Annotated in this window: 22 protein-coding genes; 13 read left to right on the top strand and 9 right to left on the bottom strand. The window is 59.9% G+C overall.

Translation table 11 applies throughout. The features are described 5' to 3' along the window. Window positions 1-3: 3 nt before the first annotated feature. The 3 genes from AC3WN7_RS04585 to AC3WN7_RS04595 all read right to left on the bottom strand — a co-directional run bounded on the left by AC3WN7_RS04585 (window position 4) and on the right by AC3WN7_RS04595 (window position 3,390). Window positions 4-1,101 (bottom strand): amino acid ABC transporter permease, encoded by a 1,098-nt coding sequence (locus AC3WN7_RS04585; RefSeq protein WP_095965496.1) that lies wholly within the window; start codon window positions 1,099-1,101, stop codon window positions 4-6. 10 nt (window positions 1,102-1,111) lie between these two features. Next, window positions 1,112-2,293 (bottom strand): amino acid ABC transporter permease, encoded by a 1,182-nt coding sequence (locus tag AC3WN7_RS04590; RefSeq protein WP_102673378.1) that lies wholly within the window; start codon window positions 2,291-2,293, stop codon window positions 1,112-1,114. A 65-nt stretch (window positions 2,294-2,358) separates the two neighbouring features. After that, window positions 2,359-3,390 (bottom strand): amino acid ABC transporter substrate-binding protein, encoded by a 1,032-nt coding sequence (locus AC3WN7_RS04595; RefSeq protein WP_007972676.1) that lies wholly within the window; start codon window positions 3,388-3,390, stop codon window positions 2,359-2,361. A 468-nt stretch (window positions 3,391-3,858) separates the two neighbouring features. Here AC3WN7_RS04595 and AC3WN7_RS04600 point away from each other — a divergent pair, with 468 nt between their 5' ends. From AC3WN7_RS04600 to AC3WN7_RS04620, 5 genes are all read left to right on the top strand, one after another. Next, a complete protein-coding gene (locus AC3WN7_RS04600; RefSeq protein WP_102673379.1) occupies window positions 3,859-4,515 on the top strand; it encodes an alpha/beta hydrolase in 657 nt (218 codons plus the stop codon). Window positions 4,516-4,624: 109 nt separating this feature from the next. Beyond that, on the top strand, window positions 4,625-6,115 hold the full coding sequence (gene rhlB, locus AC3WN7_RS04605; protein WP_095965499.1) for an ATP-dependent RNA helicase RhlB: 1,491 nt from the start codon (window positions 4,625-4,627) through the stop codon (window positions 6,113-6,115). Window positions 6,116-6,238: 123 nt separating this feature from the next. Further along, window positions 6,239-7,183, top strand: coding sequence for an ornithine cyclodeaminase family protein (locus AC3WN7_RS04610; RefSeq protein ID WP_102673380.1), 945 nt, complete (start codon window positions 6,239-6,241; stop codon window positions 7,181-7,183). A gap of 146 nt (window positions 7,184-7,329) precedes the next feature. Beyond that, window positions 7,330-8,457 carry an NAD(P)/FAD-dependent oxidoreductase gene (locus AC3WN7_RS04615; protein WP_102673381.1) on the top strand — a complete coding sequence of 376 codons (1,128 nt, stop codon included), beginning with the start codon at window positions 7,330-7,332 and terminating at the stop codon, window positions 8,455-8,457. A gap of 91 nt (window positions 8,458-8,548) precedes the next feature. Continuing rightward, on the top strand, window positions 8,549-9,190 hold the full coding sequence (locus tag AC3WN7_RS04620) for a helix-turn-helix transcriptional regulator (RefSeq protein ID WP_007972668.1): 642 nt from the start codon (window positions 8,549-8,551) through the stop codon (window positions 9,188-9,190). A 134-nt stretch (window positions 9,191-9,324) separates the two neighbouring features. Here AC3WN7_RS04620 and AC3WN7_RS04625 read toward each other — a convergent pair whose 3' ends face one another. The 6 genes from AC3WN7_RS04625 to AC3WN7_RS04650 form a co-directional block, all read right to left on the bottom strand. After that, window positions 9,325-10,101 carry an ABC transporter substrate-binding protein gene (locus AC3WN7_RS04625; protein WP_095965502.1) on the bottom strand — a complete coding sequence of 259 codons (777 nt, stop codon included), beginning with the start codon at window positions 10,099-10,101 and terminating at the stop codon, window positions 9,325-9,327. 308 nt (window positions 10,102-10,409) lie between these two features. After that, entirely contained in the window at window positions 10,410-10,862 is a 453-nt protein-coding gene (moaE, locus tag AC3WN7_RS04630; protein ID WP_015096731.1) for a molybdopterin synthase catalytic subunit MoaE, read from the bottom strand. Window positions 10,863-10,865: 3 nt separating this feature from the next. Further along, window positions 10,866-11,108 carry a molybdopterin converting factor subunit 1 gene (gene moaD, locus AC3WN7_RS04635; RefSeq protein ID WP_075945584.1) on the bottom strand — a complete coding sequence of 81 codons (243 nt, stop codon included), beginning with the start codon at window positions 11,106-11,108 and terminating at the stop codon, window positions 10,866-10,868. Then, complete coding sequence (gene moaC, locus AC3WN7_RS04640; RefSeq protein ID WP_007972660.1) at window positions 11,105-11,578, bottom strand: cyclic pyranopterin monophosphate synthase MoaC; 474 nt, start codon at window positions 11,576-11,578, stop codon at window positions 11,105-11,107. Before moaC ends, moaD begins: the two co-directional genes overlap by 4 nt. A 233-nt stretch (window positions 11,579-11,811) precedes the next feature. Next, a complete protein-coding gene (locus AC3WN7_RS04645) occupies window positions 11,812-13,206 on the bottom strand; it encodes a PhoH family protein (protein WP_007972659.1) in 1,395 nt (464 codons plus the stop codon). 336 nt (window positions 13,207-13,542) lie between these two features. After that, complete coding sequence (locus tag AC3WN7_RS04650) at window positions 13,543-14,667, bottom strand: polysaccharide deacetylase family protein (RefSeq protein ID WP_095965505.1); 1,125 nt, start codon at window positions 14,665-14,667, stop codon at window positions 13,543-13,545. Between the two features lie 279 nt (window positions 14,668-14,946). On the opposite strand from AC3WN7_RS04650, the gene yaaA reads away from it, so the two are divergent. The 8 genes from yaaA (at window position 14,947) to AC3WN7_RS04690 (ending at window position 26,700) form a co-directional block, all read left to right on the top strand. Beyond that, window positions 14,947-15,726, top strand: a complete 780-nt coding sequence (gene yaaA / locus AC3WN7_RS04655) for a peroxide stress protein YaaA (RefSeq protein WP_095965506.1) — start codon at window positions 14,947-14,949, stop codon at window positions 15,724-15,726. Window positions 15,727-16,535: 809 nt separating this feature from the next. Further along, entirely contained in the window at window positions 16,536-17,852 is a 1,317-nt protein-coding gene (locus AC3WN7_RS04660; RefSeq protein ID WP_095965507.1) for a nucleotide sugar dehydrogenase, read from the top strand. A 95-nt stretch (window positions 17,853-17,947) separates the two neighbouring features. Continuing rightward, window positions 17,948-19,429 carry a mannuronan synthase gene (gene alg8, locus AC3WN7_RS04665; protein WP_102673382.1) on the top strand — a complete coding sequence of 494 codons (1,482 nt, stop codon included), beginning with the start codon at window positions 17,948-17,950 and terminating at the stop codon, window positions 19,427-19,429. Between the two features lie 36 nt (window positions 19,430-19,465). Next, window positions 19,466-20,635 (top strand): alginate biosynthesis protein Alg44, encoded by a 1,170-nt coding sequence (locus AC3WN7_RS04670; protein WP_102673383.1) that lies wholly within the window; start codon window positions 19,466-19,468, stop codon window positions 20,633-20,635. A 9-nt stretch (window positions 20,636-20,644) separates the two neighbouring features. After that, on the top strand, window positions 20,645-22,156 hold the full coding sequence (algK, locus tag AC3WN7_RS04675) for an alginate biosynthesis TPR repeat lipoprotein AlgK (RefSeq protein WP_102673384.1): 1,512 nt from the start codon (window positions 20,645-20,647) through the stop codon (window positions 22,154-22,156). After that, window positions 22,153-23,637 (top strand): alginate export family protein, encoded by a 1,485-nt coding sequence (locus AC3WN7_RS04680; protein ID WP_095965511.1) that lies wholly within the window; start codon window positions 22,153-22,155, stop codon window positions 23,635-23,637. Before algK ends, AC3WN7_RS04680 begins: the two co-directional genes overlap by 4 nt. Before the next feature lie 26 nt (window positions 23,638-23,663). Beyond that, the gene (gene algG, locus AC3WN7_RS04685) at window positions 23,664-25,241 is read left to right on the top strand and encodes a mannuronan 5-epimerase AlgG (protein ID WP_095965605.1); all 1,578 of its coding nucleotides are present in this window, start codon (window positions 23,664-23,666) and stop codon (window positions 25,239-25,241) included. A 10-nt stretch (window positions 25,242-25,251) separates the two neighbouring features. Beyond that, complete coding sequence (locus AC3WN7_RS04690; protein ID WP_102673385.1) at window positions 25,252-26,700, top strand: alginate O-acetyltransferase; 1,449 nt, start codon at window positions 25,252-25,254, stop codon at window positions 26,698-26,700. Window positions 26,701-26,705: the final 5 nt, after the last annotated feature.

Below are 26,705 nucleotides of genomic sequence, written 5' to 3' on the forward strand. Positions count from 1 at the left end.
CTCCTAACGCTTGTGGCCTGTGTCGAGCTTGCGTTCCAGATGCATGGAATAGCGCGACATACCAAAACAGAAAATCCAGAACACCAGGGCGGCAAACACATAGCCTTCGGTGGCCATGCCCAGCCATTTCGGATCGGCGGCGGCTTGCTTGACGCTGTTAAGCAGGTCGAACAGGCCGATGATGATCACAAGGCTGGTGTCCTTGAAGAGCGCGATGAAGGTGTTGACGATGCCGGGGATCACCAGCTTCAGGGCTTGCGGCAGAATCACCAGGCCCATGCTGCGCCAGTAGCCCAGCCCCATCGCCGCAGCCGCTTCGTACTGCCCCTTGGGAATCGCTTGCAGACCACCGCGCACCACCTCGGCCACGTAGGCCGACTGGAACAGGATCACGCCGATCAGGGCCCGCAGCAGCTTGTCGAAGTTCATGCCTTCAGGCAGGAACAGCGGCAGCATCACCGAGGACATGAACAGCACCGTGATCAACGGCACGCCGCGCCAGAATTCGATGAAGGTCACGCAGACCACGCGAATCGCCGGCATGTTCGAACGACGCCCCAGGGCCAGGACAATCCCCAGCGGCAGCGCACCGGCGATGCCGACGGTGGCAATCACCAGGGTCAGCATCAGGCCGCCCCACTGGCTGGTCGCCACCTGGGTCAGACCGAAGACGCCGCCGTGCAGCAAGCACCAGGCAATGATCGGGTACAGCACCAGGAAGCTCAGCCCGTACACCGCCTTATGGTGAAAGCGCGAGATGAACAACGGCGCCACGCCAACGATCGCCAGCCACACCGTCAGGTCCACGCGCCAGCGCAGTTCCGGCGGGTAGTAGCCGTACATGAACTGGCCGAAGCGCTGCTGGATGAACACCCAGCAGGCGCCCTCCTTGGTGCAGTCGGCCTGGCTGGTGCCAACCCAGTTGGCATCGAGGATCGCCCACTGCAGGATCGGCGGGACAACCAGGTAAATCAGATAGAACGCAAACAGGGTCAACAGCGTGTTGAGCCAGCTGGAGAACATGTTCGCGCGCATCCACGCCACCACACCGATGCTGCTGCTCGGTGGGGGCATGTCAGGTTTGAAAGTATGAGTGCTCATGCGCTTTTCCTTACCGCTCGATCAGCGCAATGCGCTTGTTGTACCAGTTCATCAGCAGGGAAATGCTGATACTGATCGCCAGGTACACGCTCATGGTGATCGCAATCACCTCGATCGCCTGGCCGGTCTGGTTCAGCACCGTTCCTGCGAACAGCGAGACCATTTCCGGATAACCGATACCGGCCGCCAGCGAGGAGTTCTTCGCCAGGTTCAGGTATTGGCTGGTCAGCGGTGGAATGATCACGCGCAGGGCTTGCGGGATGATCACCTTGCGCAGGGTCGGACCATTGCGCAGGCCGAGGGAATGCGCCGCTTCGGTCTGGCCGTGGCTGACCGACTTGATGCCCGAACGCACGATCTCGGCGATGAACGCTGCGGTGTACACCGTCAGCGCCAGGGTCAAGGCCAGCAGTTCCGGGATCAGTACCCAGCCGCCGACGAAATTGAAGCCTTGCAGCTTCGGCATTTCCCAGTGCACCGGCGCGCCGAAAATCAGGGCGCACAGGGCCGGGATCACCAGGAACAACGCCAGGCCGACCCAGAACTTGTGGAACGGCACACCGGTGGCTTCAAAGCGCTTGGTCGCCCAGCGGCTCATCAGCACGATGGCGACGATGGCCACGACAACGCTGGTCACAAACGGCCAGAAACCGTCCGACATCAACGCCGCCGGCATGTTCAGGCCGCGGCTGCTGACGAAGAAGGTATCGCCGAAGTTGTGGCTGTTACGCGGCCCAGGCATGGTCAGGAACACCGCGAAGTACCAGAACAGGATCTGCAGCAGCGGCGGAATGTTACGGAAGACTTCCACGTACACCGTCGCCACTTTGGCGATGATCCAGTTCTTCGACAGCCGCGCCACACCCACGATGAAACCCAGGATCGTCGCCAGGATCACGCCGATGAAGGTCACCAGCAGCGTGTTGAGCAGGCCGATGACAAACACCCGGGCATATGTGTCCGCTTCGGTGTAGTCGATCAGGTGTTGAGCGATGCCGAAACCGGCACTGCGCTCCAGAAAGTCGAAACCGGAGGTAATGCCCCGGTGCTGCAGGTTGGTCTGGGTGTTATCGAACAGATACCAGCCCAGCGAGACCACCGCGATAATCGTGATGATCTGGAATACCCACGCGCGCACTCGTGGATCGCTGAGGCTGAGCCTCTGCTTTGGTGCGCTGATTGAATTTTGCATGAAGTGCCCCGGAAATAATGGAACAGAACATCACCCGGTGGTTGGCCCACCGGGTGATAGAACCATCAGCGCACTGGTGGTGCGTATTGAATGCCGCCAGCGTTCCACAGAGCGTTCAGCCCGCGGTCGATTTCCAGCGGAGTGCTCTTGCCGAGGTTTTTCTCGAACACTTCGCCGTAGTTACCAACCTGCTTGACGATCTGCACGACCCAGTCTTTCTTCACTTTCAGGTCTTTGCCGTATTCACCGTCGGTACCCAGCAGACGGGCAACGTCAGGGTTCTTGGTGCCCTTGGCTTCGGCTTCGACGTTCTTCGAAGTGATGCCGGCTTCTTCAGCGTTGAGCATGGCGTAGCCAGTCCAGCGCACGATGGCCAGCCACTCGTCGTCGCCATTACGCACGACCGGGCCCAGAGGCTCCTTGGAAATGGTTTCCGGCAGAACCACGTAGTCCTTCGGCGAAGCCAGCTTGCTGCGCTGGGCGAACAGCTGGGATTTGTCGGAGGTCAGTACGTCGCAACGACCGGATTCCAGCGACTTGGCGCTTTCGTCGGAGGTGTCGAAGGTGATCGGGGTGTATTTCAGGCCGTTGCCGCGGAAGTAGTCGGAAACGTTCAGCTCGGTCGTGGTACCGGCCTGGATGCAGATGGTTGCACCGTCCAGCTCTTTAGCGCTTTTCACGCCCAGCTTGTTGTTTACCAGGAAGCCGATGCCGTCGTAGTAAGTGATGAAGCCCGGGAATTTCAGGCCCATGCCCGCATCACGGGAGCTGGTCATGGTGGTGTTGCGCGACAGAATGTCGATTTCGCCGGACTGCAGCGCGGTGAAGCGCTCCTTGGCGTTCAACTGGCTGAACTTGACCTTGGTCGCGTCGCCGAAGACAGCCGCCGCCACTGCACGGCAGTAGTCAGCATCGATACCGACGATCTTGCCGGTGGAATCCGGAACCGAGAAGCCTGGCAGACCGTCGCTGACGCCACACTGCACGAAACCTTTTTTCATCACTGCATCCAGGGTTGCGCCCGCCTGGGCAAACCCGCTGACACCGAGTACCGCGGCTGCAGTCACGATAGCCAGGGTGGATTTCAACATCTTCATTCAAACCTCCAGTTTTGCTCTTGTTGTGTCGGAGCGTGAGTCCTGTCGCACCCTTTTGAGGCGTAGTCGACCCGTGTTGGCTTGTTTTTGGGTCAACCGACGTAAGACGTTAGCTATGAGTCTAGTAGGAGAAAATCCACGTCATGGAAAACTCGCTCTCACCAGTCGGCCGAACGGGCTGTAGCCCTTTCACGTTCGCGAAGCCCCGTATCGGCCTTTGGCGAACATCCATCACCGGATTCTTTTCAATCCCACTAACAACCTCGGCCTGATAGTGTTACCGACAGGCGTAGGATTTTTCATACAGAGTTCGCCATAGCAAAGCCCGTACCACACCGCTCGCCGAAGCGGTTCAGCTGCAGGTCAATAGCAAAACTTGTAACCTTGCGACATCTTCGTAACTGATCAACCAGACACGCACTCAGCCCTCGCACTCAATGAGAGCGCACGCACACTTTTGGAGCAGCCATGACCAACCCCTTGATTCTTGAACCCGTCAAGACCGCAGACGCCTGCGTTATCTGGCTGCACGGCCTGGGTGCCGATCGCTACGACTTCCTGCCAGTGGCCGAAGCCCTGCAGGAATCCCTGTTGAGCACCCGCTTTGTTTTGCCCCAGGCGCCGAGCCGCGCCGTCACCATCAACGGCGGATACGAGATGCCGAGCTGGTACGACATATTGGCCATGAGCCCCGCGCGCGCGATCAACCGCGAGCAACTGGAAGAGTCTGCCAACTGGATCATCGAACTGATCGAATCGCAGAAGGCCAGCGGAATAGACGCCTCGCGGATTTTCCTGGCCGGCTTTTCCCAAGGCGGTGCCGTGGTGATCCACACCGCTTTTCTGAAGTGGCAGGGACCGCTGGGTGGCGTCATTGCCCTTTCTACTTATGCACCGACCTTCAGCGACGAACTGCAACTGTCCGCCAGCCAGCAGCGCATTCCGGTACTGTCGATGCACGGCCAATACGACGATGTGGTGCAGAACTCGATGGGACGCAGCGCCTACGAGCACTTGAAGCATCGTGGTGTCACCGTGACATGGCAGGAATACCCAATGGCCCACGAAGTGTTACCCGAGGAAATTCGCGACATCGGCACCTGGCTCACCGAGCGCTTGCGTTGACCCTCCAGGTTCCTTTCTTTGTTTAAAGGCCCCTTTGATCCATCCCACTACGCCGCGCCCGATTCTTGCATTACACTGGCCGGCGTACATTCCTTAACCAATTGATGAGATGACCGTGCTCAAAGCACTCAAGAAAATGTTCGGTAAAAGCGAGACTGAGCAACTCGCGCCAGTCCCCAGCGCTCCGTCTCACGCTCCCAGCCACCGCACCGACGGTAATCAGCCTGAACGGGCCGCCACCACGACGGCACCCAAGCATGAGCCCAAGCCCGCACCCGCTGCCCAGCCTGTGGCGATAGCAGCCCCGGAACAGCCGCTCAGCGAAACACCGAAACCCGCCAAACCGCGCCGCGAACCCAAGCCCAAGGCGCCGGTCATCCCATGGAAACTCGAAGACTTCGTTGTCGAGCCCCAGGAAGGCAAAACCCGCTTCCACGATTTCAAGCTGGCCCCTGAACTGATGCACGCCATCCAGGACCTGGGCTTCCCGTATTGCACACCGATCCAGGCACAGGTGCTGGGCTTCACCCTCGCCGGCAAAGATGCCATCGGCCGCGCCCAGACCGGTACCGGCAAAACCGCTGCGTTCCTGATCTCGATCATCACCCAGTTGCTGCAAACCCCGCCGCCGAAAGAGCGCTACATGGGTGAGCCTCGGGCGCTGATCATCGCGCCGACCCGCGAACTGGTGGTACAGATCGCCAAGGACGCCGCCGACCTGACCAAGTACACCGGCCTCAACGTCATGACCTTCGTCGGCGGCATGGACTTCGACAAGCAGCTCAAGCACCTCGAAGCCCGCCACTGCGACATCCTGGTGGCCACGCCGGGCCGCCTGCTGGACTTCAACCAGCGCGGCGACGTGCATCTGGACATGGTCGAAGTGATGGTGCTGGACGAAGCCGACCGCATGCTCGACATGGGCTTCATCCCGCAAGTGCGCCAGATCATTCGCCAGACGCCGCCGAAGGCCGAGCGCCAGACGCTGCTGTTCTCCGCGACCTTCACCGAAGACGTGATGAACCTGGCCAAGCAATGGACCACCGACCCTGCCATCGTCGAAATCGAAGTCACCAACGTGGCCAACGAAAACGTCGAGCAGCACATCTACGCCGTGGCCGCTGCCGACAAGTACAAGCTGCTCTACAACCTGGTCAACGACAATGGCTGGGAACGGGTGATCGTGTTCGCCAACCGCAAGGATGAAGTGCGACGCATCGAAGAACGCCTGGTGCGCGACGGCATCAACGCTGCGCAACTGTCCGGCGACGTGCCGCAGCACAAGCGCATCAAGACCCTGGAAGGTTTCCGCGAAGGCAAGATCCGCGTCCTGGTCGCCACCGACGTGGCCGGTCGCGGTATCCACATCGACGGCATCAGCCATGTGATCAACTTCACCCTGCCGGAAGTGCCGGACGACTACGTGCACCGCATCGGACGGACCGGTCGTGCTGGCGCCGACGGTGTGTCCATCAGCTTTGCCGGTGAAGACGATTCCTACCAGTTACCGTCCATCGAGGAAAAACTGGGGCGCAAGATCAGCTGTGAAACACCACCGACGCATCTGTTGCGGGCGGTTGAGCGCAAGCGCCCACACTAAAGGACGCTGAAAAGACAAGCGCAGCCGGAAACGGACTGCGCTTTTTTTTCGCCCGGATATTGTGAGATAAAACTAAAAGTCCATAATGGACAAATTAGTTTACTTTCAGTCCCGGAGCCGACCATGTCCAATACGCCCCAAGTGATCAACCAGAACCAGGCTCGCGAATTGCTGGCGCAGGTCGACGTGCCGCAGATCCTGCGCAAAATGTTCCGTGACCTGGCGGCCGGGCAAGCCGTGCAACCGGCACAACAACGGGTGGAATTTCCCCAGGGCGCCGGTGACTTCATCAACTACCTGGGTGTGTTGGCCGAAGACGGCGTGTACGGCATCAAGACTTCGCCGTACATCGTCCGTGAGCAGGGACCCTTGGTGACTGCATGGACTGTGCTGATGTCGATGCACACCGGCCAGCCGCTGTTGCTGTGCGACGCGGGTGAACTGACCACCGCACGCACCGCCGCGACCACCGCCGTGGCGGTCGATGCCCTCGCGCCGCTGACTGCCAATCGCCTGGCCATCATCGGCAGCGGCAAAGTGGCCCAGGCGCACCTGCATTACGTGAAAGGCCTGCGCGACTGGCAGAGCATCAGCCTGTACGCGCCGCACCTGAGCGATGATGCTCAAACCGTGAGCCTGCTGAAAAACATCGAACCACGCCTGAACATCGTCGAGAGTCGCGAAGCTGCCGCGCAGGACGCCGACGTGATCATGCTCTGCACCTCATCCGCCGGTCCGGTGATCGATCCGTCGAGCTTGCGCAAACCGGCGCTGATCACCTCCATCAGTACCAACGCGCCGCGTGCCCACGAAGTGCCGCCGCAAAGCCTCAATGACATGCAGGTGTTCTGCGACTATCGCCTGACCACCCCCGGCGCAGCCGGTGAAATGCTGATTGCCGGCGAACAACATGGCTGGGACAAGAGCGCGATTGTCGGCGACCTGCCGGACCTGCTCAGCGATAAAGTCCAGCGCCCCGGTTACGATCGGCATGTGTTTTTCCGCTCCATCGGGCTGGGCCTGGAAGACATTGCGCTGGCCAATGCGATCTACCAGCTGAATCACTAACAACGCGAAACCTGTGGGAGCGGGCTTGCTCGCGAATAGGGTCTGACATTCACCTGAGATATCGACTGTCAAACTGCTTTCGCGAGCAAGCCCGCTCCCACAGGGGATCACTACAATTTCAGCATCGCGCCTCACAGGAGACGTTCATGAGCCAGGCAGATTTCATCATCATCGGCGGCGGTATCGCCGGCGCTTCCACCGGTTTCTGGCTGTCGCAGCATGGCCGCGTGATCGTACTCGAACGCGAATCCCATCCGGCCTACCATTCCACCGGACGTTCGGCTGCCCTGTACACCGCCGCCTACGGCACCCCGCAGGTTCGCGCACTGACCCTGGCCAGCCGGGACTTTTTCAACAATCCGCCCAGCGGCTTCTGTGAACACCCGCTGTTGACGCCACGCGGCGAAATGACCGTGGATTTCACCGGCGACCCGGACGAACTGAACAGGCAATACCAGAGCGCGAAAGCCACGGTGCCGGAGATGCAATTGCTCAGCACCGACGAGGCCTGCGCGCTGGTACCCATCCTGCGCCGGGAAAAAGTCCACGGCGCGATCTACGATCCGACCGCCACCGACATCGACACCGACGCCCTGCATCAGGGATACCTGCGAGGCATCCGCCGCAATCAGGGCGAAGTCCACACCGACGCCGAAGTCGTCAGCCTGAGCCGCGATGACCAGGGTACATGGCACGTCCAGACCGGCACTCAGACGTTCAGCGCCCCGGTCATCATCAACGCCGCCGGCGCCTGGGCCGACAGGATCGGCGAACTGGCCGGCGCCAGACCCCTGGGCCTGCAACCGAAACGCCGTGCCGCGTTCATCTTCGCCGGCCCGGAGGGCGTGGACATCCATCATTGGCCAATGCTGGTCAGCCTCGACGAATCCTTCTACATGAAACCCGACGCCGGGATGTTCCTCGGTTCGCCGGCCAACGCCGATCCGGTGGAACCCCATGACGTACAGCCTGAAGAACTGGACATCGCCATGGGCATCTACCAGATCGAAGAAGCCACGACCCTGACCATTCGCCGCCCGACCCGCACCTGGGCCGGCCTGCGCAGCTTCGTCAGCGACGGCGATTTGCTGTCCGGTTTCGATCCACAGGTGCCAGGGCTGTTCTGGGTCGCGGCGCAAGGCGGGTATGGCATCCAGACTTCGCCGGCCATGGGCCAGGCCAGCGCGGCACTGGTGCGCGGTGCAGCGTTGCCCGAGTCGTTCGGCCGGTTTGGCCTGAATGCCGACATGCTCTCCCCTGCCCGCCTCGGCTGAGCCTGATCCTCAGGTGACGTGCCCCCCACGATTACGGCACACTTTCAGCGCCCCTTTGATGGGGCGCTGACGCTGCCTGGAGTTCCACTGTATGAACGCCCCCGAAAAAGACTCGGCCCTGGACGACACGTCCCTGGATAACTTCCACGCGATCGCCGACGCCATCGCCACGTTGTTTTTCCCCCACGCCGAAGTGGTGCTGCACGACCTGCGCACGCAAAAGGTCGACTACATCGCCAACAACCTGTCCAAGCGGGAAATCGGCGACGACTCGGCGCTGGAAGACATGCTCAGCGACGATGTCAGCGAACGAAACATCGGGCCGTACGAAAAGCTCAATTGGGATGGCCAGAAGATTCGCAGCCTCAGCACGGTACTGCGCGACAGCGAAGGTCATCCGCTGGCGGTGCTGTGCATCAACCTGAATATTTCGCTGTTCGAGAATGCCAAGGCCGCTTTGGACCTGTTCCTGTCGCCGACCAAACTGATCCCGCAACCGGATGCACTGTTCCGCGATGACTGGCAGGAGCGGATCAACACCTTCCTCCACGCCTGGCTGCGCGAGCGCCAGTTGAGCCTGAACCTGCTGACCCGCGACCACAAACGCGAGCTGGTGCTGGCGTTGCACGCCGAAGGCGCGTTCAAGGGCAAAAGCGCATCGAACTACGTGGCCAATGTGCTGAACATGGGCCGGGCGACGGTGTACAAGCATTTGAAGGAATTGAAGGGCTAGGCCCTGAAATTTGTATAGCTGGATCTGGCCTCTTCGCGAGCAAGCCCGCTCCCACACTGGTTCTGCATCGAACACAAAATCTGTGTTTGGTAGAGATCCATTGTGGGAGCGGGCTTGCTCGCGATAGCGGACTATCAGTCGCCGTAGATATCCGACTTGAAGTACTTGTCCGAAATCTTCTGGTACTCACCACTGGCACGAATGCCATCAATGGCCGTGTTCAGCTCGCTGACCAGTTCAGTGTTGCCCTTGCGCACGGCAATCCCGGCACCCTCGCCCACATACTTCGGATCTTTCAGCTCCGGCCCGACAAAGGCGTAACCCTTGCCACGCGGCATCGACAGGAAGTCATTGAGTGGAATGGTGTCGGCAAAAATCGCGTCGAGGCGACCGGCTGCCAGGTCCATGTAGATTTCTTCGTTGTTACTGTAGCGCTTGACGTTGATGCCCTTGGGCTCGAACACCTCGGTGGCGTAACGGTCCGTGGTGGTGGCGCGCTGCACGCCGACGGTCTTGCCCTTGAGGCTGGCGTACTGGTCATCCACCACCGCGCCGTCCTTCATCACCAGGCGCGACGAAGTGAAATAGTACTTGTGGGTGAAGTCCACCGACTTCTTACGGTCTTCATTGATGGTCATGGACGACAGCGCCATGTCGATTTTCTTCACCTTCAGGGAAGGAATCAGACCGTCGAACTCGCCTTCGACCCACACACACTTGGCCTTCATCTGCGCGCACAGGGCGTTGCCGATGTCATAGTCGAAACCGACGATCTCGCCTTTGTCGGTTTTCGAAGCGAACGGTGGATACGCGGCTTCGATGCCGATGCGCAGGGTTTTCTCGGCGGCGAACACAGAACTGCACGCCAACAGGCTCAGGGCCAGACCGGTGATGAGGGGGAACTTCTTCATGTTCGTTTTCTCGCGGTTGTTGTTGGTTTGGCAAGACAGAAGAAAAAGCTGAAACGGGGGTGGAAACCTTTTTTGTACTTATAATTCCATCTTGGACTTTTATGTATTAGTCGTCAATCAGGCAAATGCAGCCCGTGCCGGCCGATGGTCGGGTGGTGGTTCTGCAAGGTATTGGGTGAGTCGAATGGCCCCTTCGCGGGCAAGCCCGCTCCCACAGGGTTCTGTGTTGTATACAAAATTTGTATTCAATCAGATCCATTGTGGGAGCGGGCTTGCTCGCGAAGGCTGACTTGAGAGCGCCGCAGTGCTTACTGCTTCCAGCGATCCGCCGCCGCATGATCGCTGTCACGCCCTTCCACCCAACGCGGCCCGTCGCTGGTGTTTTCCTTCTTCCAGAATGGCGCGCGGGTTTTCAGGTAGTCCATGACAAAGGCGCAGGCGTCGAATGCCGCCTGACGATGAGCGCTGGCCGCGCCGACGAAGACAATCGGCTCGCCCGGCTCCAGGGCGCCGATGCGGTGCAGCACTTCCAGCTTGAGCAAGGGCCAGCGCTGTTCAGCCTCAATGGCAATCTTGCCCAAGGCTTTTTCGGTCATGCCGGGATAGTGTTCGAGGAACATCCCGGCGACGTCCAGGCCGTCATTGAAGTCGCGCACGTAGCCGACAAAGCTCACCACCGCCCCCACACCGACATTGGCGTCGTGCATGGCGTTGACCTCGGCGCCCGGATCGAACGGTGTGGACTGCACGCGAATGGCCATGGTTCAGCCTCCGGTCACGGTCGGGAAGAACGCCACTTCATCGCCCTCGCTGACCGGCTCGTCGAGCTGGCAGAGGTCTTCGTTGCGCGCGCACATCAGGTTCTGCTCGCTCAATACCTCGGCACCGTCACGCTGGGCCAACAGGGCTCGGACGTCGTCGACAGTGGCGAAGTTGCCTTCAACCTTCACCGAGTCCAGCCCCAGCGCTTCACGATAACGGGCGAAAAACTTCACGGTCACGTTCATGGCTGCTCCGCCTGGAAATGTCCGCTCTTGCCGCCGACCTTCTCCAGCAGACGCACACTTTCGATGGTCATGCCACGGTCCACGGCCTTGCACATGTCGTAGATGGTCAGCGCGGCGACACTGGCGGCGGTCAGGGCTTCCATCTCGACGCCGGTCTGCCCGGACAGCTTGCAGCGCGCCACGATGCGCACCGAATCGTCGCCTTCAGCACTGAGCTCGACCTTGACGCCGGTCAGCATCAGCGGATGGCACAGGGGAATCAGATCGCTGGTTTTCTTCGCCGCCTGGATGCCGGCAATGCGCGCCACGGCAAACACATCACCCTTGGGGTGGCCGCCACTGACGATCATCTGCAGGGTTTCGGGCAGCATGCGCACCAGCGCTTGGGCCGTCGCCTCACGGAACGTCACGGCTTTTTCGGTGACGTCGACCATGTTGGCGCGACCTTGGGAATCGAGATGAGTCAGCACGGATTTACTCCTGATCAGGAGCATCGATTGTAAACCTGTGGGTCAATTTTTCGCACGCACGATTATCGGCCCACCACAAACCAATGTGGGAGCGGGCTTGCTCGCGAAAGCGGCAGGTCAGTCAATGCATGGGTGACTGATCCACCGCATTCGCGAGCAAGCCCGCTCCCACAGGTTTTTCATACTTCCACAAAAACCGGGCGGCTGTAGGGCCGCCCGGTTTCGGTGGACAATTACAAATGCGATTCGGCGTATTCGGCCAGAATCGAGCGTGGTACCCCTTGCAAGGTGATGTGCACCCCGTTCGGGAAGTCCTTGAAGCGTTCAGTGAGGTAGGTCAGCCCGGAGCTGGTCGCGGACAGGTAAGGGGTGTCGATCTGTGCCAGGTTACCCAGGCACACCACTTTGGAACCGGCGCCGGCACGGGTGATGATGGTTTTCATCTGGTGCGGCGTGAGGTTCTGGCATTCGTCGATCAGGATCAGGCTCTGCTGGAAGCTGCGGCCCCGGATGTAGTTGAGGGATTTGAACTGCAACGGCACTTTGCTGAGGATGTAGTCGACGCTGCCATGGGTGCTTTCGTCATCCATGTGCAAGGCTTCGAGGTTGTCGGTGATGGCGCCCAGCCACGGCTCCATTTTTTCCGCCTCGGTGCCGGGCAGGAAGCCGATTTCCTGGTCCAGGCCCTGCACGCTGCGGGTGGCGATGATGCGGCGATAACGTTTGCTGACCATGGTCTGCTCGATCGCAGCGGCCAGCGCCAGGATGGTTTTACCCGAGCCTGCGGCACCCGACAGGTTGACCAGGTGGATGTCCGGATCGAGCAAGGCGTACAGCGCCAGGCTCTGATAGATATCACGCGGTTTCAGGCCCCAGGCCTCTTGGTGCAACAGTGGTTCCTGGTGCAGGTCGAGGATCAGCAAGCGGTCCTCTTCGATCTCCTTGATCCAGCCGACAAAGCCCTGTTCATCAATGATGAATTCATTGATGTGCACCGCCGGCAGGTTGTCGATCAACTGCACCTGATGCCAGGTGCGGCCGTGGTCTTGACGGGTTTCGACCTTGCTCACACGGTCCCAGAAAGAGCCGGTCATGTTGTGGTAGCCATTGGGCAGCAAGGACACGTCATCGACCAGTTGGTCGGTGCTGTAGTCCTCGGCCGCGATCCCGCAGGCGCGCGCCTTGAGGCGCATGTTGATGTCTTTGGTGACCAGCACCACGGGCTTTTTCGGGTCGCGTGTGTGCAGATCGATCAGTTGATTGATGATTTTGTTGTCATTCAGGTGCTCGGGCAGAATCAGGTTCGGCTCGGCATGCTTGCTCATCAGAATTGACAGCAAACCCTTGGGTCCGCTTTTGCCACGCTGGATCGGCACACCCTGCTCGACATCCTCGGGTGAGGCATCGCCCAGGGTCTTATCGATCAGACGGATGGCCTGGCGGCATTCGGCGGCAACGCTGTGATGCCCGCTCTTGAGCTTGTCGAGCTCTTCAAGCACGGTCATCGGGATTGCGACGTGGTGTTCTTCGAAGTTGAGCAGCGCGTTTGGATCGTGAATCAATACGTTGGTATCGAGTACATAAAGGATTGGCTGGTTGGAAGAAGAGCTACGTCCGTGATCATCCATACTCGGTCACCTTTGTGGGAGCCATTCGACGCAATACCTTGACGGTGCTGCGCCTCGAAGTGACTGCCGAATACACCTGCGGGGACTCAAGTGTTCTGCATACATGCGGGGTCTTGGAAGACGCCACCTGTGTTGCAGGTTTCGGCGGTCTGTCTTCGTAATACTCCAAAACGTGTGACAGAAAAAAGTACTTTGACGTTTTTTTGAAGTTTATTTTTCAGAGTGACCAATAACACTTGGCGGACTGCCATCACCCGTTTAAAGTCGGAAGTCCACCTGCAACGAATCCCCTTCCAAAATCGGCAAAAAACCAATATTTACGGGGTTTTGTCATATTCAGCGAAACGCATCCTGGCAATCCTCCCAACCGATCCCGACCGGCGCCGTTTGCGTGACCAGCCACGGCAACGCCGTTTTCACCCCATCCTGCTTCACATTGAAATTGATCACCCCGTGCCGCCACAGCAGCATCAGGGTCAGCACCCGTTGCGCACTCGGGTTACCCTTGAGTTTGCCGGCGCCGTCCTGGGCGTCGATGTCCCACAGCGCTACCTGCAAACCCTGAGCCTTGAAGAAACCTTCGGCATCGGATCGGCGCTGGCCATCGGGCGGACGGAACAGCGGCACGTAGTTCTCCGGCAGCTTGCTTTTGACCAGTTCGGCGCTGCGGCGCACCGAATCCTGCCAGTCCTGCCAGTGGCTGTGGGAACGGAACTCCCAGCCTTGTACGCCGATGCACTGGCTCGAGTAGGTCCCTTGCAGGTGACTCACCGAAGCTTCGGCCAAACGGGCCTGGATGTCCTTGCCGAGGACGAAGAACGTCCCGCTCATGTTCGACTTGCGCAGGTACTCGGTGACCCAGGCGGTGTTGTCCGGCGCGGCGTTGGCAGCACTGTCGAAGGTCAGCAGAAACAGCCGGTCGTGCATCCCGTCACCGGAGCGCTCATAGTCGCCAAAATGATCGACTTCGCTGCTGGTTTGCGGGAACAGGGCGGCCTTGCGCAATTGTTCGTCCAGGTACTGGGTGTGGAACACACGACTCGGTTCGGCCCACTTGATGTAGTAGCTGTCTGCACTGACCTGGAACTTGGCAGCTTGTTCGCGCAGGGTGGGCATGTCTTCGACCAGAAAACAGAAGGACGCATCCTGGTCGCAACTCTGTTGGGCGTAGTTGTAGTTGGCCAGCAGCCGTTGCCACAGATGCTCGCGAACCCGGTTGACCGACTCCAGGTTGATCGTACGCAAGCCCAGGCGCTGGGCCAGGGCGGGTTCATCCAGCGCTTCGCTGGCCAACAGCACTCTGGAAAACATGAGGATCTCGGCCCTCGACGCCACGTCGAACAGCGTTGGACTGACGAGTTTTTCTGGCCAGGTGCTGCGATCAAGCGTCGCCACATCGCCCGGTGCCGCGATGGCAGCGACGCTCAGTAGCCAGATCGAGATGAGAAAAGCGATACGCAATGGGATGTCTCCATAACAAAACCCGCGCGGCACTATAGCTGATCCAGGCACAACTCCCGCAGCAACACTGAACCACTGTGGGAGCGAGCTTGCTCCGGGCGGCGTTCCGACGAAAGCGGTGTATCAGTCGACATTTTTGGTGAATGTCATACCGCTTTCGCGAGCAAGCCCGCTCCCACAGGTTCAGCGCATACCACCGGCCATCACCTATGGACGCCATAGCTGGAGTCAACGCCGACAACCCCCTAGAATCGCCGCCACGATTAAAGGAGACGACTCATGCTGATGGTGATTTCACCCGCCAAGACCCTCGATTATGAAACACCGCCGGCGACCCAGCGCTTCACTCAGCCGCAGTACCTCGACCACTCCCAGGAGCTGATCCTGCAATTGCGCGAGTTGTCCCCGGCACAGATCAGCGAATTGATGCACGTTTCCGACAAGATCGGCGGGCTCAACGCCGCGCGTTTCGGCAGCTGGACGCCCGCGTTCACCCCGGAAAACGCCAAGCAGGCGCTGTTGGCCTTCAAGGGCGATGTGTACACCGGCCTGAATGCACAAACCTTCAGCGAAGCCGATTTTGACTATGCCCAGCAGCATCTGCGCATGTTGTCCGGCCTGTACGGCCTGCTGCGTCCACTGGACCTGATGCAACCCTATCGCCTGGAAATGGGCACCAAATTGCCCAACGCCCGGGGCAAGGACCTGTATGCCTTCTGGGGTACACGCATCAGCGAATGGCTGAACGAAGCCCTGGTCGATCAAGGCGATGACGTGCTGCTCAACCTGGCGTCCAACGAGTACTTCTCGGCGGTCAAACGCAACGCCTTGAACGCACGCATCATCAATACCGAGTTCAAGGACCTGAAGAACGGCCAGTACAAGATCATCAGCTTCTACGCGAAAAAGGCCCGTGGCTTGATGAGCCGCTTCGTCATCGAAGAACGCATCAACGATCCGGCCACCCTCAAGCAATTCGACGTTCAAGGTTATCGCTACAGCGCTGAACAGTCCAAACCGGACAACCTGGTGTTTCTGCGCGATCACGCACCAGAGTGATGCAGCCGGTCGGCGCATGAGCGAACACCCCCTCATGCGCTGCCCATTGATCGTCCGACAATTCCCCTCCTGATCGCCAGCCTATTGGCGTCAAAAAACCATCGATCGTTTTCCTAACTTTAGTTTCACTCGACTTCAATCATTTTTTTGCGTAGTGGCACTGACTTTTTTCAACAGTAGTGGCAAAAAACTATCCGCCCCAATTATCCGCCTATATATAAAGGGCCAAACGGCAAGTGCTATCAATTTGAGAGCAGTGCCATCTTTCTCAATATTTCAAGAAATTTCAGATTTCACGATGAGCGGACCGGAACTATGTCCAAACGCGCCGCTCATACCACCGGTAACGATTCTCGCCGAACCTGTACGAGATAACTTACGCAGATAAGCGATTCTTGTAGCGAAGTTGAAATACTAACTTGCGCTGACTAATCACTGATTTGAACAACAGCGAGCGGACAGGAGATAACGCGGTATGACTATCCCCTACAAGGCCACGGCAGCGCCCCTATAAACGTGCTCACCCGAGCACCCAACCGCTTGATTTACGGGCTTTCGGCCTGACATCAAGCGTGCAAGGCCGTTGCACCTGCATCCTTCGGAAGGAGGATCGGCTGCATAACAGGGCAAATCATAACAACAAGGCCTAGTTGCGCACCCCTTGAGTGCATTTATTTAGACACTCGTAACTTATATGCCAGCACAGGGCATTGCTGCGCCTGTAAGGCGCACTTGCGAGTGCACTAAAACACGCTGAACACCATTAACTCCGGCCTTCTAATGGCTTGATCAATACAGAGGTAATTGCGATGCGCATCAGCATATTTGGTTTGGGTTACGTTGGCGCAGTATGTGCCGGTTGCCTGTCTGCACGGGGTCATGACGTCGTTGGCGTCGATGTGGCCAAAGACAAGATCGATATGATCAATGCCGGCAAATCGCCGATTGTTGAACCAGGCCTGGGCGAACTTCTGGCCCAGGGCATCCAGACCGGTCGCCTGCGTGGCACCACCAACTTCGCCGAGGCGATTCGCGACACCGATCTGTCGATGATCTGCGTGGGCACGCCGAGCAAGAAAAACGGCGACCTGGAACTGAACTACATCGAGGCAGTGTGCCGCGAAATCGGTTTTGTCCTGCGTGACAAGACCACCCGCCACACCATCGTCGTGCGCAGCACCGTGTTGCCGGGCACAGTGGCCAACGTGGTCATCCCGATTCTCGAGGACTGCTCGGGCAAGAAGGCCGGCGTTGATTTCGGCGTGGCCGTGAACCCTGAGTTCCTGCGTGAAAGCACTGCGATCGCCGACTACGACCAGCCGCCAATGACCGTCATTGGCGAGTTCGACAAAGCGTCCGGTGACGTTCTGCAATCGCTGTACGAAGAACTCGACGCACCGATCATCCGCAAGGACATCGCAGTCGCCGAGATGATCAAGTACACCTGCAACGTGTGGCACGCCACCAAGGTCACCTTCGCCAACGAAATCGGCAACATCGCCAAGGCAGTCGGCGTCGACGGTCGCGAAGTGATGGACGTGGTCTGCCAGGACAAGACCCTCAACCTGTCCCAGTACTACATGCGCCCGGGCTTCGCCTTCGGCGGCTCGTGCCTGCCAAAGGACGTGCGTGCACTGACCTACCGCGCCGGTTCCCTGGACGTGGAAGCGCCATTGCTCAACTCGCTGATGCGCAGCAACGAATCCCAGGTGCAGAACGCTTTCGATATCGTTTCCAGCCACGACAAACGCAAAGTCGCCCTGCTGGGCCTGAGCTTCAAGGCCGGTACCGACGACCTGCGCGAAAGCCCGCTGGTTGACCTGGCGGAAATGCTGATCGGCAAGGGCTACGACCTGAGCATCTACGACAGCAACGTCGAGTACGCCCGCGTTCACGGTGCCAACAAGGACTACATCGAGTCGAAGATTCCGCACGTCTCGTCCTTGCTCAACGCCGACTTCGACGCAGTGATCAACAACTCCGACGTGATCATCCTCGGCAACCGTGACGAGAAATTCCGTGCCCTGGTGCAGGACGTTCCACACGGCAAGCAGGTGATCGACCTGGTGGGCTTCATGTCCAAGGCCACCAGCGTCAACGGTCGCACCGAAGGGATCTGCTGGTAAAGCAGCCATAAGCGACAAGCTTCAAGCGGCAAGTTAAGCGCTCCTCACTTGCAGCTTGAGGCTTGAAGCTTTCAACTGACTTTAGGATTCCGATTATGCACAGGCTAAAGCACGGTCTACTCCAGGCCGCCGGTTGGCTGTTCTACCTGAGTTTACTGATGGGCCTCGCCATGGCGTTGCCCGTGTCCACGTTCGACTCCGAGTCGAAGGACTTCATTTTCCTGATTGGCGCCGTGGGTATCTGGCGCTACTCGATGGGTGCCACGCACTTTGTGCGCGGCATGATTTTTCTGTACATCGTCTACCCGCACCTGCGGCGCAAAGTGCGCAAGCTGGGCAAAGCGGCTGACCCGTCCCACGTGTTTCTGATGGTCACCAGCTTTCGTATCGATGCGCTGACCACTGCGCAGGTCTACAGCTCGGTGATCCGCGAAGCCATCGACTGCGACCTGCCGACCACCGTGGTCTGCTCCATCGTGGAAATGTCCGATGAGCTGCTGGTCAAAAGCCTGTGGAACCGGATGAACCCACCGGCCCGGGTCAAGCTCGACTTCGTGCGCATTCCCGGCACCGGCAAGCGCGATGGCCTGGCCTACGGCTTCCGCGCCATCTCCCGGCACCTGCCGGACGATCGCGCCGTGGTCGCAGTGATCGATGGCGACACCGTGCTCGGCGAAGGCGTGGTGCGCAAGACCGTGCCGTGGTTCCAGTTGTTCGGCAACGTCGGCGGCCTGACCACCAACGAATTCTGCGAAGTGCGCGGCGGCTACATCATGAGCGAATGGCACAAGCTGCGTTTCGCCCAGCGCCACATCAACATGTGCTCGATGGCCCTGTCCAAGCGCGTGCTGACCATGACCGGGCGCATGTCGGTGTTCCGCGCCACCGTGGTCACCAACCCGGAATTCATCGCCGACGTGGAAAGCGACTCGCTGCAACACTGGCGCCTGGGTCGTTTCAAGTTCCTTACCGGCGATGACAAGTCGAGCTGGTTCAGCCTGATGCGCCTGGGCTACGACACCTTCTACGTGCCCGACGCGGCGATCAACACCGTTGAACACCCGCCGGAAAAGAGCTTCATCAAGGCCAGTCGCAAACTGATGTTCCGCTGGTACGGCAACAACCTGCGGCAGAACTCCCGTGCCCTGGGCCTGGGGATCAAACGCCTCGGCATGTTCACTTCGGTGGTGCTGTTCGACCAGCGCGTGTCGATGTGGACCTCGCTGCTGGGCCTGACCGTGGCGCTGATCGCCAGCTTCAAGTACGGCACCGCGTTCATCCTGGTGTACCTGCTGTGGATCGGCATCACCCGGTTCATCCTGACCTTGTTGCTGTCGTGCTCCGGACACCGGATCGGCCCGGCCTACCCGGCGATTCTCTATTACAACCAGATCGTCGGCGCGCTGGTGAAGATCTACGTGTTCTTCCGACTCGACCAACAGTCCTGGACTCGCCAACCCACTTCTCTGACCCGTGATCTCGCCAGCTTTCAACGTTGGTTCAACACCTGGTCGTCTCGGACCATGACCTTCTCTGCCGGCAGCATTTTTGTCGCCGTGCTGCTGTTGATGGTCTGACCGCCCCCTTATTGAATTAACCAGGAAATCGCCCTTATGAATACCGCCGTCAACGCCAACGTAGTGCACGAATCCGAAGCCCAGCGTCAACACGCCCGCGTGAAAATCCCGGCCAAGTTGCGTTTCTTCGGCCCTGACCGGACGCCGGTCGAAGCCCGGGTGATCGACCTGTCCGCCGGTGGCCTGGCGTTCAACGCCGGTCAGTTGCCGCTGAAAATTGGCGATGTGTACAAGGCCCGCCTGCAGTTCGTCATCGACAACCTCGGCCTGGCCATGGACGTCGAGTTGCAGGTCCGCTCCTTCGACCGCGAGACGGGACGCGCCGGCTGCCAGTTCCAGAACCTGGAACCACGGGACATCTCGACCCTGCGCCACCTGATCACTTCGCACCTGGCTGGCGACATCGTCAGCGTGGGTGAAATGCTGGCGACCCTGCAGCGCGACAACTTCACCAAGGCGCGCAAGATGAAGGACGGCGGCCACGGCATGACCGCGTTCGGACGCCTGAAAGCCGTGACCTTCAGCCTGGGGATCTTTGTGGTGGGTGTTGCCGCCTTCGGCTTCGTTTTCAAATCGGTGTATGGCATGTACTTCGTCAGTCACGCCCAGGCCGGTCTGGTCAGCGTGCCGGGCGTGAACATCACCATGCCCCGCGACGGCACCGTACAGAGCCTGGTGAAAGCCGACGGCGTGGCCGCCAAGGGCGCACCGCTGGCGACCTTCAGCACCAGCATGCTCGACGTGCTCAAGGGCCATCTGGACGAAGACCAACTGCAACCGGCCAAGGTTGAAGAACTGTTCGGCAAGCAGATGACCGGCACCCTGACCTCGCCTTGCGATTGCACCGTGGCCCAGCAAATGGTCGCCAACGGTCAGTACGCCAGCAAGGGCGACGTGATCTTCCAACTGGTCCCGCGGGGCGGCGAAGCCAATGTTGAAGCGCGCTTCTCCTATCGCCAGTTCGGCGACGTACGCCCGGGTACTTCGGTGCGGTTCCAGATCGCCGGCGAAGACAAGAGCCGCACCGGCAAGATCGTCAGCAGCACCAGCCTGAAAAGCGCCGACCTCTCTTCGGATATCCGCGTGCTGATCCAGCCCGACGAAACCCTGGACAGCGCCCTCGCCGGCCGCCCGGTGGAAGTCAGCAGCGACCGTGGCCCGAACCTGAACTGGCTGATCGACAAAGCCATGGCTGTCGGTCTTTAAGTCGAGGATATGCCTGTGACCATCACAAAAACTCAAAACACGCCGCAGCCCCTGTGGGAGCGGGCTTGCTCGCGAATGCGGTTGAACATTCAGAATCAATGCTCGCTGACACACCGCTTTCGCGAGCAAGCCCGCTCCCACATGGGGTCTCTGTGTGCAGTGGCATTGGCGGTGAGCCTGGCCGGCTGCGCCGGCCTCCCCGACCAGCGCCTGGCCAACGAAGCGCTCAAGCGCGGCGATACCGCCACCGCTGCGGCAAACTACCGGCAACTGGCAGACCTGGGCTACAGCGAAGCGCAGGTCGGTCTGGCCGATATCCAGGTCGACAGTCGCGACCCGGCGCAGATGAAACAAGCCGAGGCAACTTACCGCGCCGCGGCCAGCGTTTCGCCGCGCGCCCAGGCACGCCTAGGTCGCCTGCTGGTGGCCAAGCCCGGTTCCACCGAAGCCGAGCAGCACGAAGCCGAAACCCTGTTGAAAAAAGCGGCCGCCGCGGGCGAAGGCAACACGCTGATTCCGCTGGCGATGCTGTACCTGCAATACCCGCACAGCTTTCCCAACGTGAATGCCCAGCAGCAGATCAGCCAATGGCGTGCCGAGAACAAGCCGGAAGCCGGCTTGGCGCAAGTGCTGCTCTATCGCACCCAGGGCACCTACGACCAGCATCTGGATGACGTGGAAAAGATCTGCAAGGCCGCGCTCAACACCAGCGACATCTGCTACGTCGAACTGGCCACGGTCTACCAGAAACAGGCCAAGCCAGAGCAACAGGCCGAGCTGATCAAGCAGATGCAAGCGGCTCACGCTCGCGGCAGCGTTTCGGCGCAGCGCGTCGACAGCGTCGCCCGTGTGCTCGCCGATGCGACCCTGGGCAAGACCGACGAGAAGACCGCGCAATCGCTGCTCGAACCGATCGCACCGGGCTACCCGGCGTCGTGGGTCACCCTCGCGCAGTTGATCTACGACTTCTCCGAACTGGGCGACGTCGACCAGATGATGAAGTACCTGGACAACGGCCGCGCCGCCGACCAGCCCCGCGCCGAGCTGTTGCTGGGCAAGCTCTACTTCGAAGGCAAACTGGTGCCGGCCGACGCCAAGGTCGCCGAGGAGCATTTCCAGAAAGCCGTCGGCCGTGAAGTCGCCGCCGATTACTACCTCGGCCAGATCTATCGCCGTGGCTACCTGGGCAAGGTCTATCCGCAGAAGGCCCTCGACCATCTGTTGACCGCTGCGCGCAACGGCCAGAACAGCGCCGACTTCGCCATCGCCCAACTGTTTTCCCAAGGCAAGGGCACCAAGCCTGATCCGCTGAACGCCTACGTCTTCAGCCAACTGGCCCTGGCCCAGAACACGCCGCAAGCCACCGAGCTTGCGCAAACAATCCAAACGCAATTGCCGCCCGACCGGTTGGCCGAAGCCCAACGCCTGTTGAAACAAGAACAGGCCGTGCGCGGTGCCCTGAGCCCGAACACGCCGGAACTGCACACCCTGCAAGAAGAAGTCAGCGAGGAAACCCAATGAAGTTGAATCCATTCATGAAGGCCGGCATCGGCCTGACATTCGCGCTGATCTGGTCTTGCCCGACGCTTGCTGCGATGACTGAAGAAACCAAGAACTTCGGCCTGGACGTGAAAATCACCGGCCAGTCCGAAGACGACCGTGACCTCGGCACCCAGCGCGGCGGCGACGTCAACGGCCTCGGCCTTGACCTGCGCCCGTGGGTGTATGGCGAAAGCGGCGCGTGGAGCGCTTACGCCATGGGGCAGGCGGTGACGTCCACCGACATCATCGAGACCGACACACTGCAAGAGTCCGAAGGCACCGAGAACACCAGCAACAATGACCGCCAGACCAAGAAAAACTACCTGGCGATGCGCGAATTCTGGGTCGGCTACAGCGGTTTCACGCCCTACCCCGGCGAGATCCTGAAACTCGGTCGTCAGCGTCTGCACAACGACGACGGTCAATGGCGCGACACCAACATCGAAGCCCTGAACTGGACCTTCGACACCACCTTGTTGCGCGCCAACGCGGGTGTCGCCGAGCGCTTCAGCGAGTACCGCACTGACCTGAAAGAACTGTCCCCCAAGGACAAGGATCGCCTGCACGCCTACGCCGATGCCGAATACCAATGGACACCGGGTCACTGGGCCGGCATTCGCGGTCACCACACTCACGATGACGGCAAGCTCGACTATCCGGAACCGGGTGTACCTTCCGATTCGCTGGACAAAAAACAGAATGGCGACATCAGCTGGCTGGGCTTGCAGGCCAACAGCGATGCCTACAACTGGCGCAACACCAATACCTTCAACTACTGGGGCAGCATCACCGGCATGAGTGGCGACCGCGACACGGTCAACCCGCTGAACGCTGATGGCACCGCTCCCGCACAACCCAAGAGCAGCGGCGATGTCGATGGCTGGGCCACCGACCTGGGCGTGCGCCTGCGCCTCGATCCGCAATGGCAAGTCGGTGCGGCCTACGCCCGGGCCAGCGCCGATTACGAACAGAACGGCCTGGAAAGCAACCGCTCGAACTACACCGGTACACGTTCACGCGTGCACCGTTTCGGCGAAGCCTTCCGTGGCGAAATGAACAACATGCAATCGGCCACGCTGTTCGGTTCGTGGATGCTCAACGACGAGTACGACGCCAGCCTGATCTACCACAAATTCTGGCGCGTCGACGGCAACAAACCGATCACCAGCGACGGCATCGACGCCGTGCAGAACAACACCGACGACGTGACCGGCGCCGTGTTGTCCAGCACCTCCCTGCCGCTGAACGATGGCGAAAAAGACCTCGGTCAGGAAATGGACCTGGTGGTCACCAAGTACTTCAAGCAAGGCCTGTTGCCGGCGTCGATGAGCCAGGCGATCGATGAGCCTTCGGCCCTGGTGCGCTTCCGTGGCGGTGTGTTCAAGCCCGGCGACGCCTATGGCAAGGAAGTCGATTCGTACATGCATCGCGCGTTCATCGACGTGGTCTGGAAATTCTGATGCAGAGCGCGAAGGGAGTCCTCGACATGAACAGTGCCAAGAAAGGTTCCTTGACCTTGCTGGCCGGCGCGATGCTACTGGCAAGTGCGGCAGCCTTCGCGACTGTGGAGCCGGCTGCCCCCGCCAAGCCGGCCACTGTTGCCAAGGAACTGCAACAGGCCAAGACCTACACCGTCAGCAGCGCGCCGACCGCGCCGCTGGAACTGGCCAAGCCGACGCTTCCGGACGTCTCTGGCTACACCGCCGAGGCCATCGCGAAAAAAATCGTGCGCAGCAAGGTCGGCAAAGTCAGCGTGCGCCGGATGATGCAGGAAGACGCACTGAAGGACTTCATCGGCGGTGACAACAAGATGGCCGAATGGGTGGTGCGTCAGCACGGCATCCCGCAGGCGATCTTCGTCGACGACGGCTACATGAACCTCAAGGACGTGGCGAAGAAACTGCCGAAGTACGTCATCGAAACGTCACCGGGCGTGTACCTCGCCAGGCTGCCAATCGTGGTCGGTCGTCACGGCATCCTCGAAATCGACAAGCAGACCCAGGAACTGCGCCTGTCCCAGGAGGGCGGTGCGTTCCTGGTCAACGACGGTCAGTTGTTCGTGCGTGATACCAAAATCACTGGCTGGCGGGAAAAGGACAACGGCCCGGCGACGTTCAATTCGCCAAAGGAATTCCGTCCGTTCCTGCTGTCCTGGGGCGGCACCGAGACCTACATCGCCAACAGCAAGATCGCCAGTTTCGGTTATGCCAACAGTAAGTCCTACGGCGTGAGTATTTCCCAGTACACGCCGAACATGGCCAAGGTGCTCAAGCGCCCTGAGCCGACCGGCTGGATCGTCGGCTCCGAGTTCTCGGACATGTGGTACGGCTTCTACTGCTACGAAACCCGCGACTTCGTGGTCAAGGGCAACACCTACAAAGACAACATCGTCTACGGCATCGACCCACACGACCGTTCCCACGGCCTGATCATTGCCGACAACACGGTGTACGGGACCAAGAAGAAGCACGGGATCATTATTTCCCGTGAGGTCAACGACAGCTTCATCTTCAACAACCGCAGCTACGACAACAAGTTGTCGGGCCTGGTGATCGACCGTAACAGCGTGAACAACCTGATTGCCCACAACGAGATCTACCAGAACCACACCGACGGCATCACCCTCTACGAGAGTGCCGACAACCTGTTGTGGGGCAACCGCGTGTTGAGCAACAGGCGCCACGGCATCCGCATTCGTAACAGCGTGAACATTCGCCTGTACGAAAACGTCGCCATGGCCAACGGTCTGACCGGCGTCTACGGCCACATCAAGGACCTGAGCAACACCGACCGTGACATCAAGCTCGACCCGTTCGACGCCCAGGTGTCGCTGATCGTGGTCGGCGGTGAGCTGGCGGCCAACGGCAGCGGCCCGCTGTCCATCGACTCGCCGCTGAGTGTCGAGTTGTATCGCGTGTCCATGCTCGCACCGACCAAATCCAGCGGCATCAGCTTCACCGGCATCCTTGGCGAGCGCCAGGATGAAATTCTCGACCTGCTGGTGCGCCAGCAGAAAGCCGTGCTGATCGACCCCGTCGAACGCCAGACCGAAATGCGGGACTGAGGATAATCTTATGCACCCACACTTGATCAAATTACTCAGCCTGTCGGCCCTGACCGCCGGCATTCTCGCGGCCAGCACTGGCGCGCGTGCCGATGAAGTTCAAGCGCCCAAGTTCAGCGCCGAACCGTGCTGCAGCCTGTGCCCGGCGGCGCACGATGCGAAGAACTACACCACCCGCTATCAGCAGAACTTCACCACGCTTGTACAGGCCCAGGGCGACTGGCTGTTCCGTACGCAGGAAGACTTGCGCACCGAATTCGACACCACGCCCGCCGGCTACAAACGCATGAAACAACTGCACGATGCGTTCAAGAGCAAGGGCGTGGAACTGGTTGTCGTGTACCAGCCGACCCGTGGCCTGGTGAACCGCAACAAGCTCAACCCGGCGGAGAAAGCCAGCTTCGACTTCGACAAGGCGCTGAGGAACTACAAGACCATGCTGGGCCGTTTCGCGCAGATGGGCTATGTCGTTCCGGACCTGTCGCCGCTGACCGACGAGTCGCTGCCCGAGACCCTGCCCGCCCACGACTTCTACTTCCGTGGCGACCAGCACTGGACCCCGTACGGTGCCCAGCGCACGGCGAAAATCGTCGCCGAGAAGGTCAAGCAATTGCCTGAATTCGCCGACATTCCCAAGCGCGAATTCGAGACCAAAAAGTCAGGTCGCATGGGCAAGACCGGAACATTGCACAACATGGCCGGTCAACTCTGTGGCACCAGCTACGCGATCCAGTACATGGATCAGTTCACCACCGAGCCGAAGGGCGAAGCGGGCGATGGCGATCTGTTCGGCGATTCCGGCAACCCGCAAATCACCCTCGTGGGTACCTCCCACAGTGGCAAGAACTACAACTTCGCCGGTTTCCTCGAAGAGGCCATCGGCGCCGACATTCTCAACGTGGCGTTCCCCGGCGGCGGCCTGGAAGGTTCGATGCTGCAGTACCTGGGCAGCGACGAGTTCCAGAAGAACCCGCCGAAGATTCTCATCTGGGAATTCTCGCCGCTGTACCGCCTCGACCAGGAAACCATCTACCGCCAGATGATGGCGCTGCTGGACAACGGTTGCGAAGGCAAGGATGCGCAGATGTCCGGCAGCGCCACGCTCAAGCCGGGCAAAAACGAGTTGATGGTCAACAGCAAGAACATGGACCTGCGCAACAGCAGCCACCAGGTCGACATCCGCTTCGCCGATACGTCGGTGAAAACCCTGCAAGCCACCCTCTGGTACATGAACGGTCGCCACGAGGACATCAAGATCGACAAACCGGAAACTTCCGAGACTGACGGGCGTTTCGCTTTCGAGTTGCGCACGGACGAAGACTGGGCCTCGCAAAACCTGCTGGCCGTTGAAGTCCAGGGCCCCGAAGCCGGTGCCGCGCCTCAGAAAGTCGAAGCGAAAATCTGCAAACGCAACGTATTCCCGAGCGCCGAGCAGCGTACTGCTTCGGTCGGGCAATGAGGTCT

The sequence above is a fragment of the Pseudomonas sp. FW305-70 genome (genome assembly GCF_058783925.1).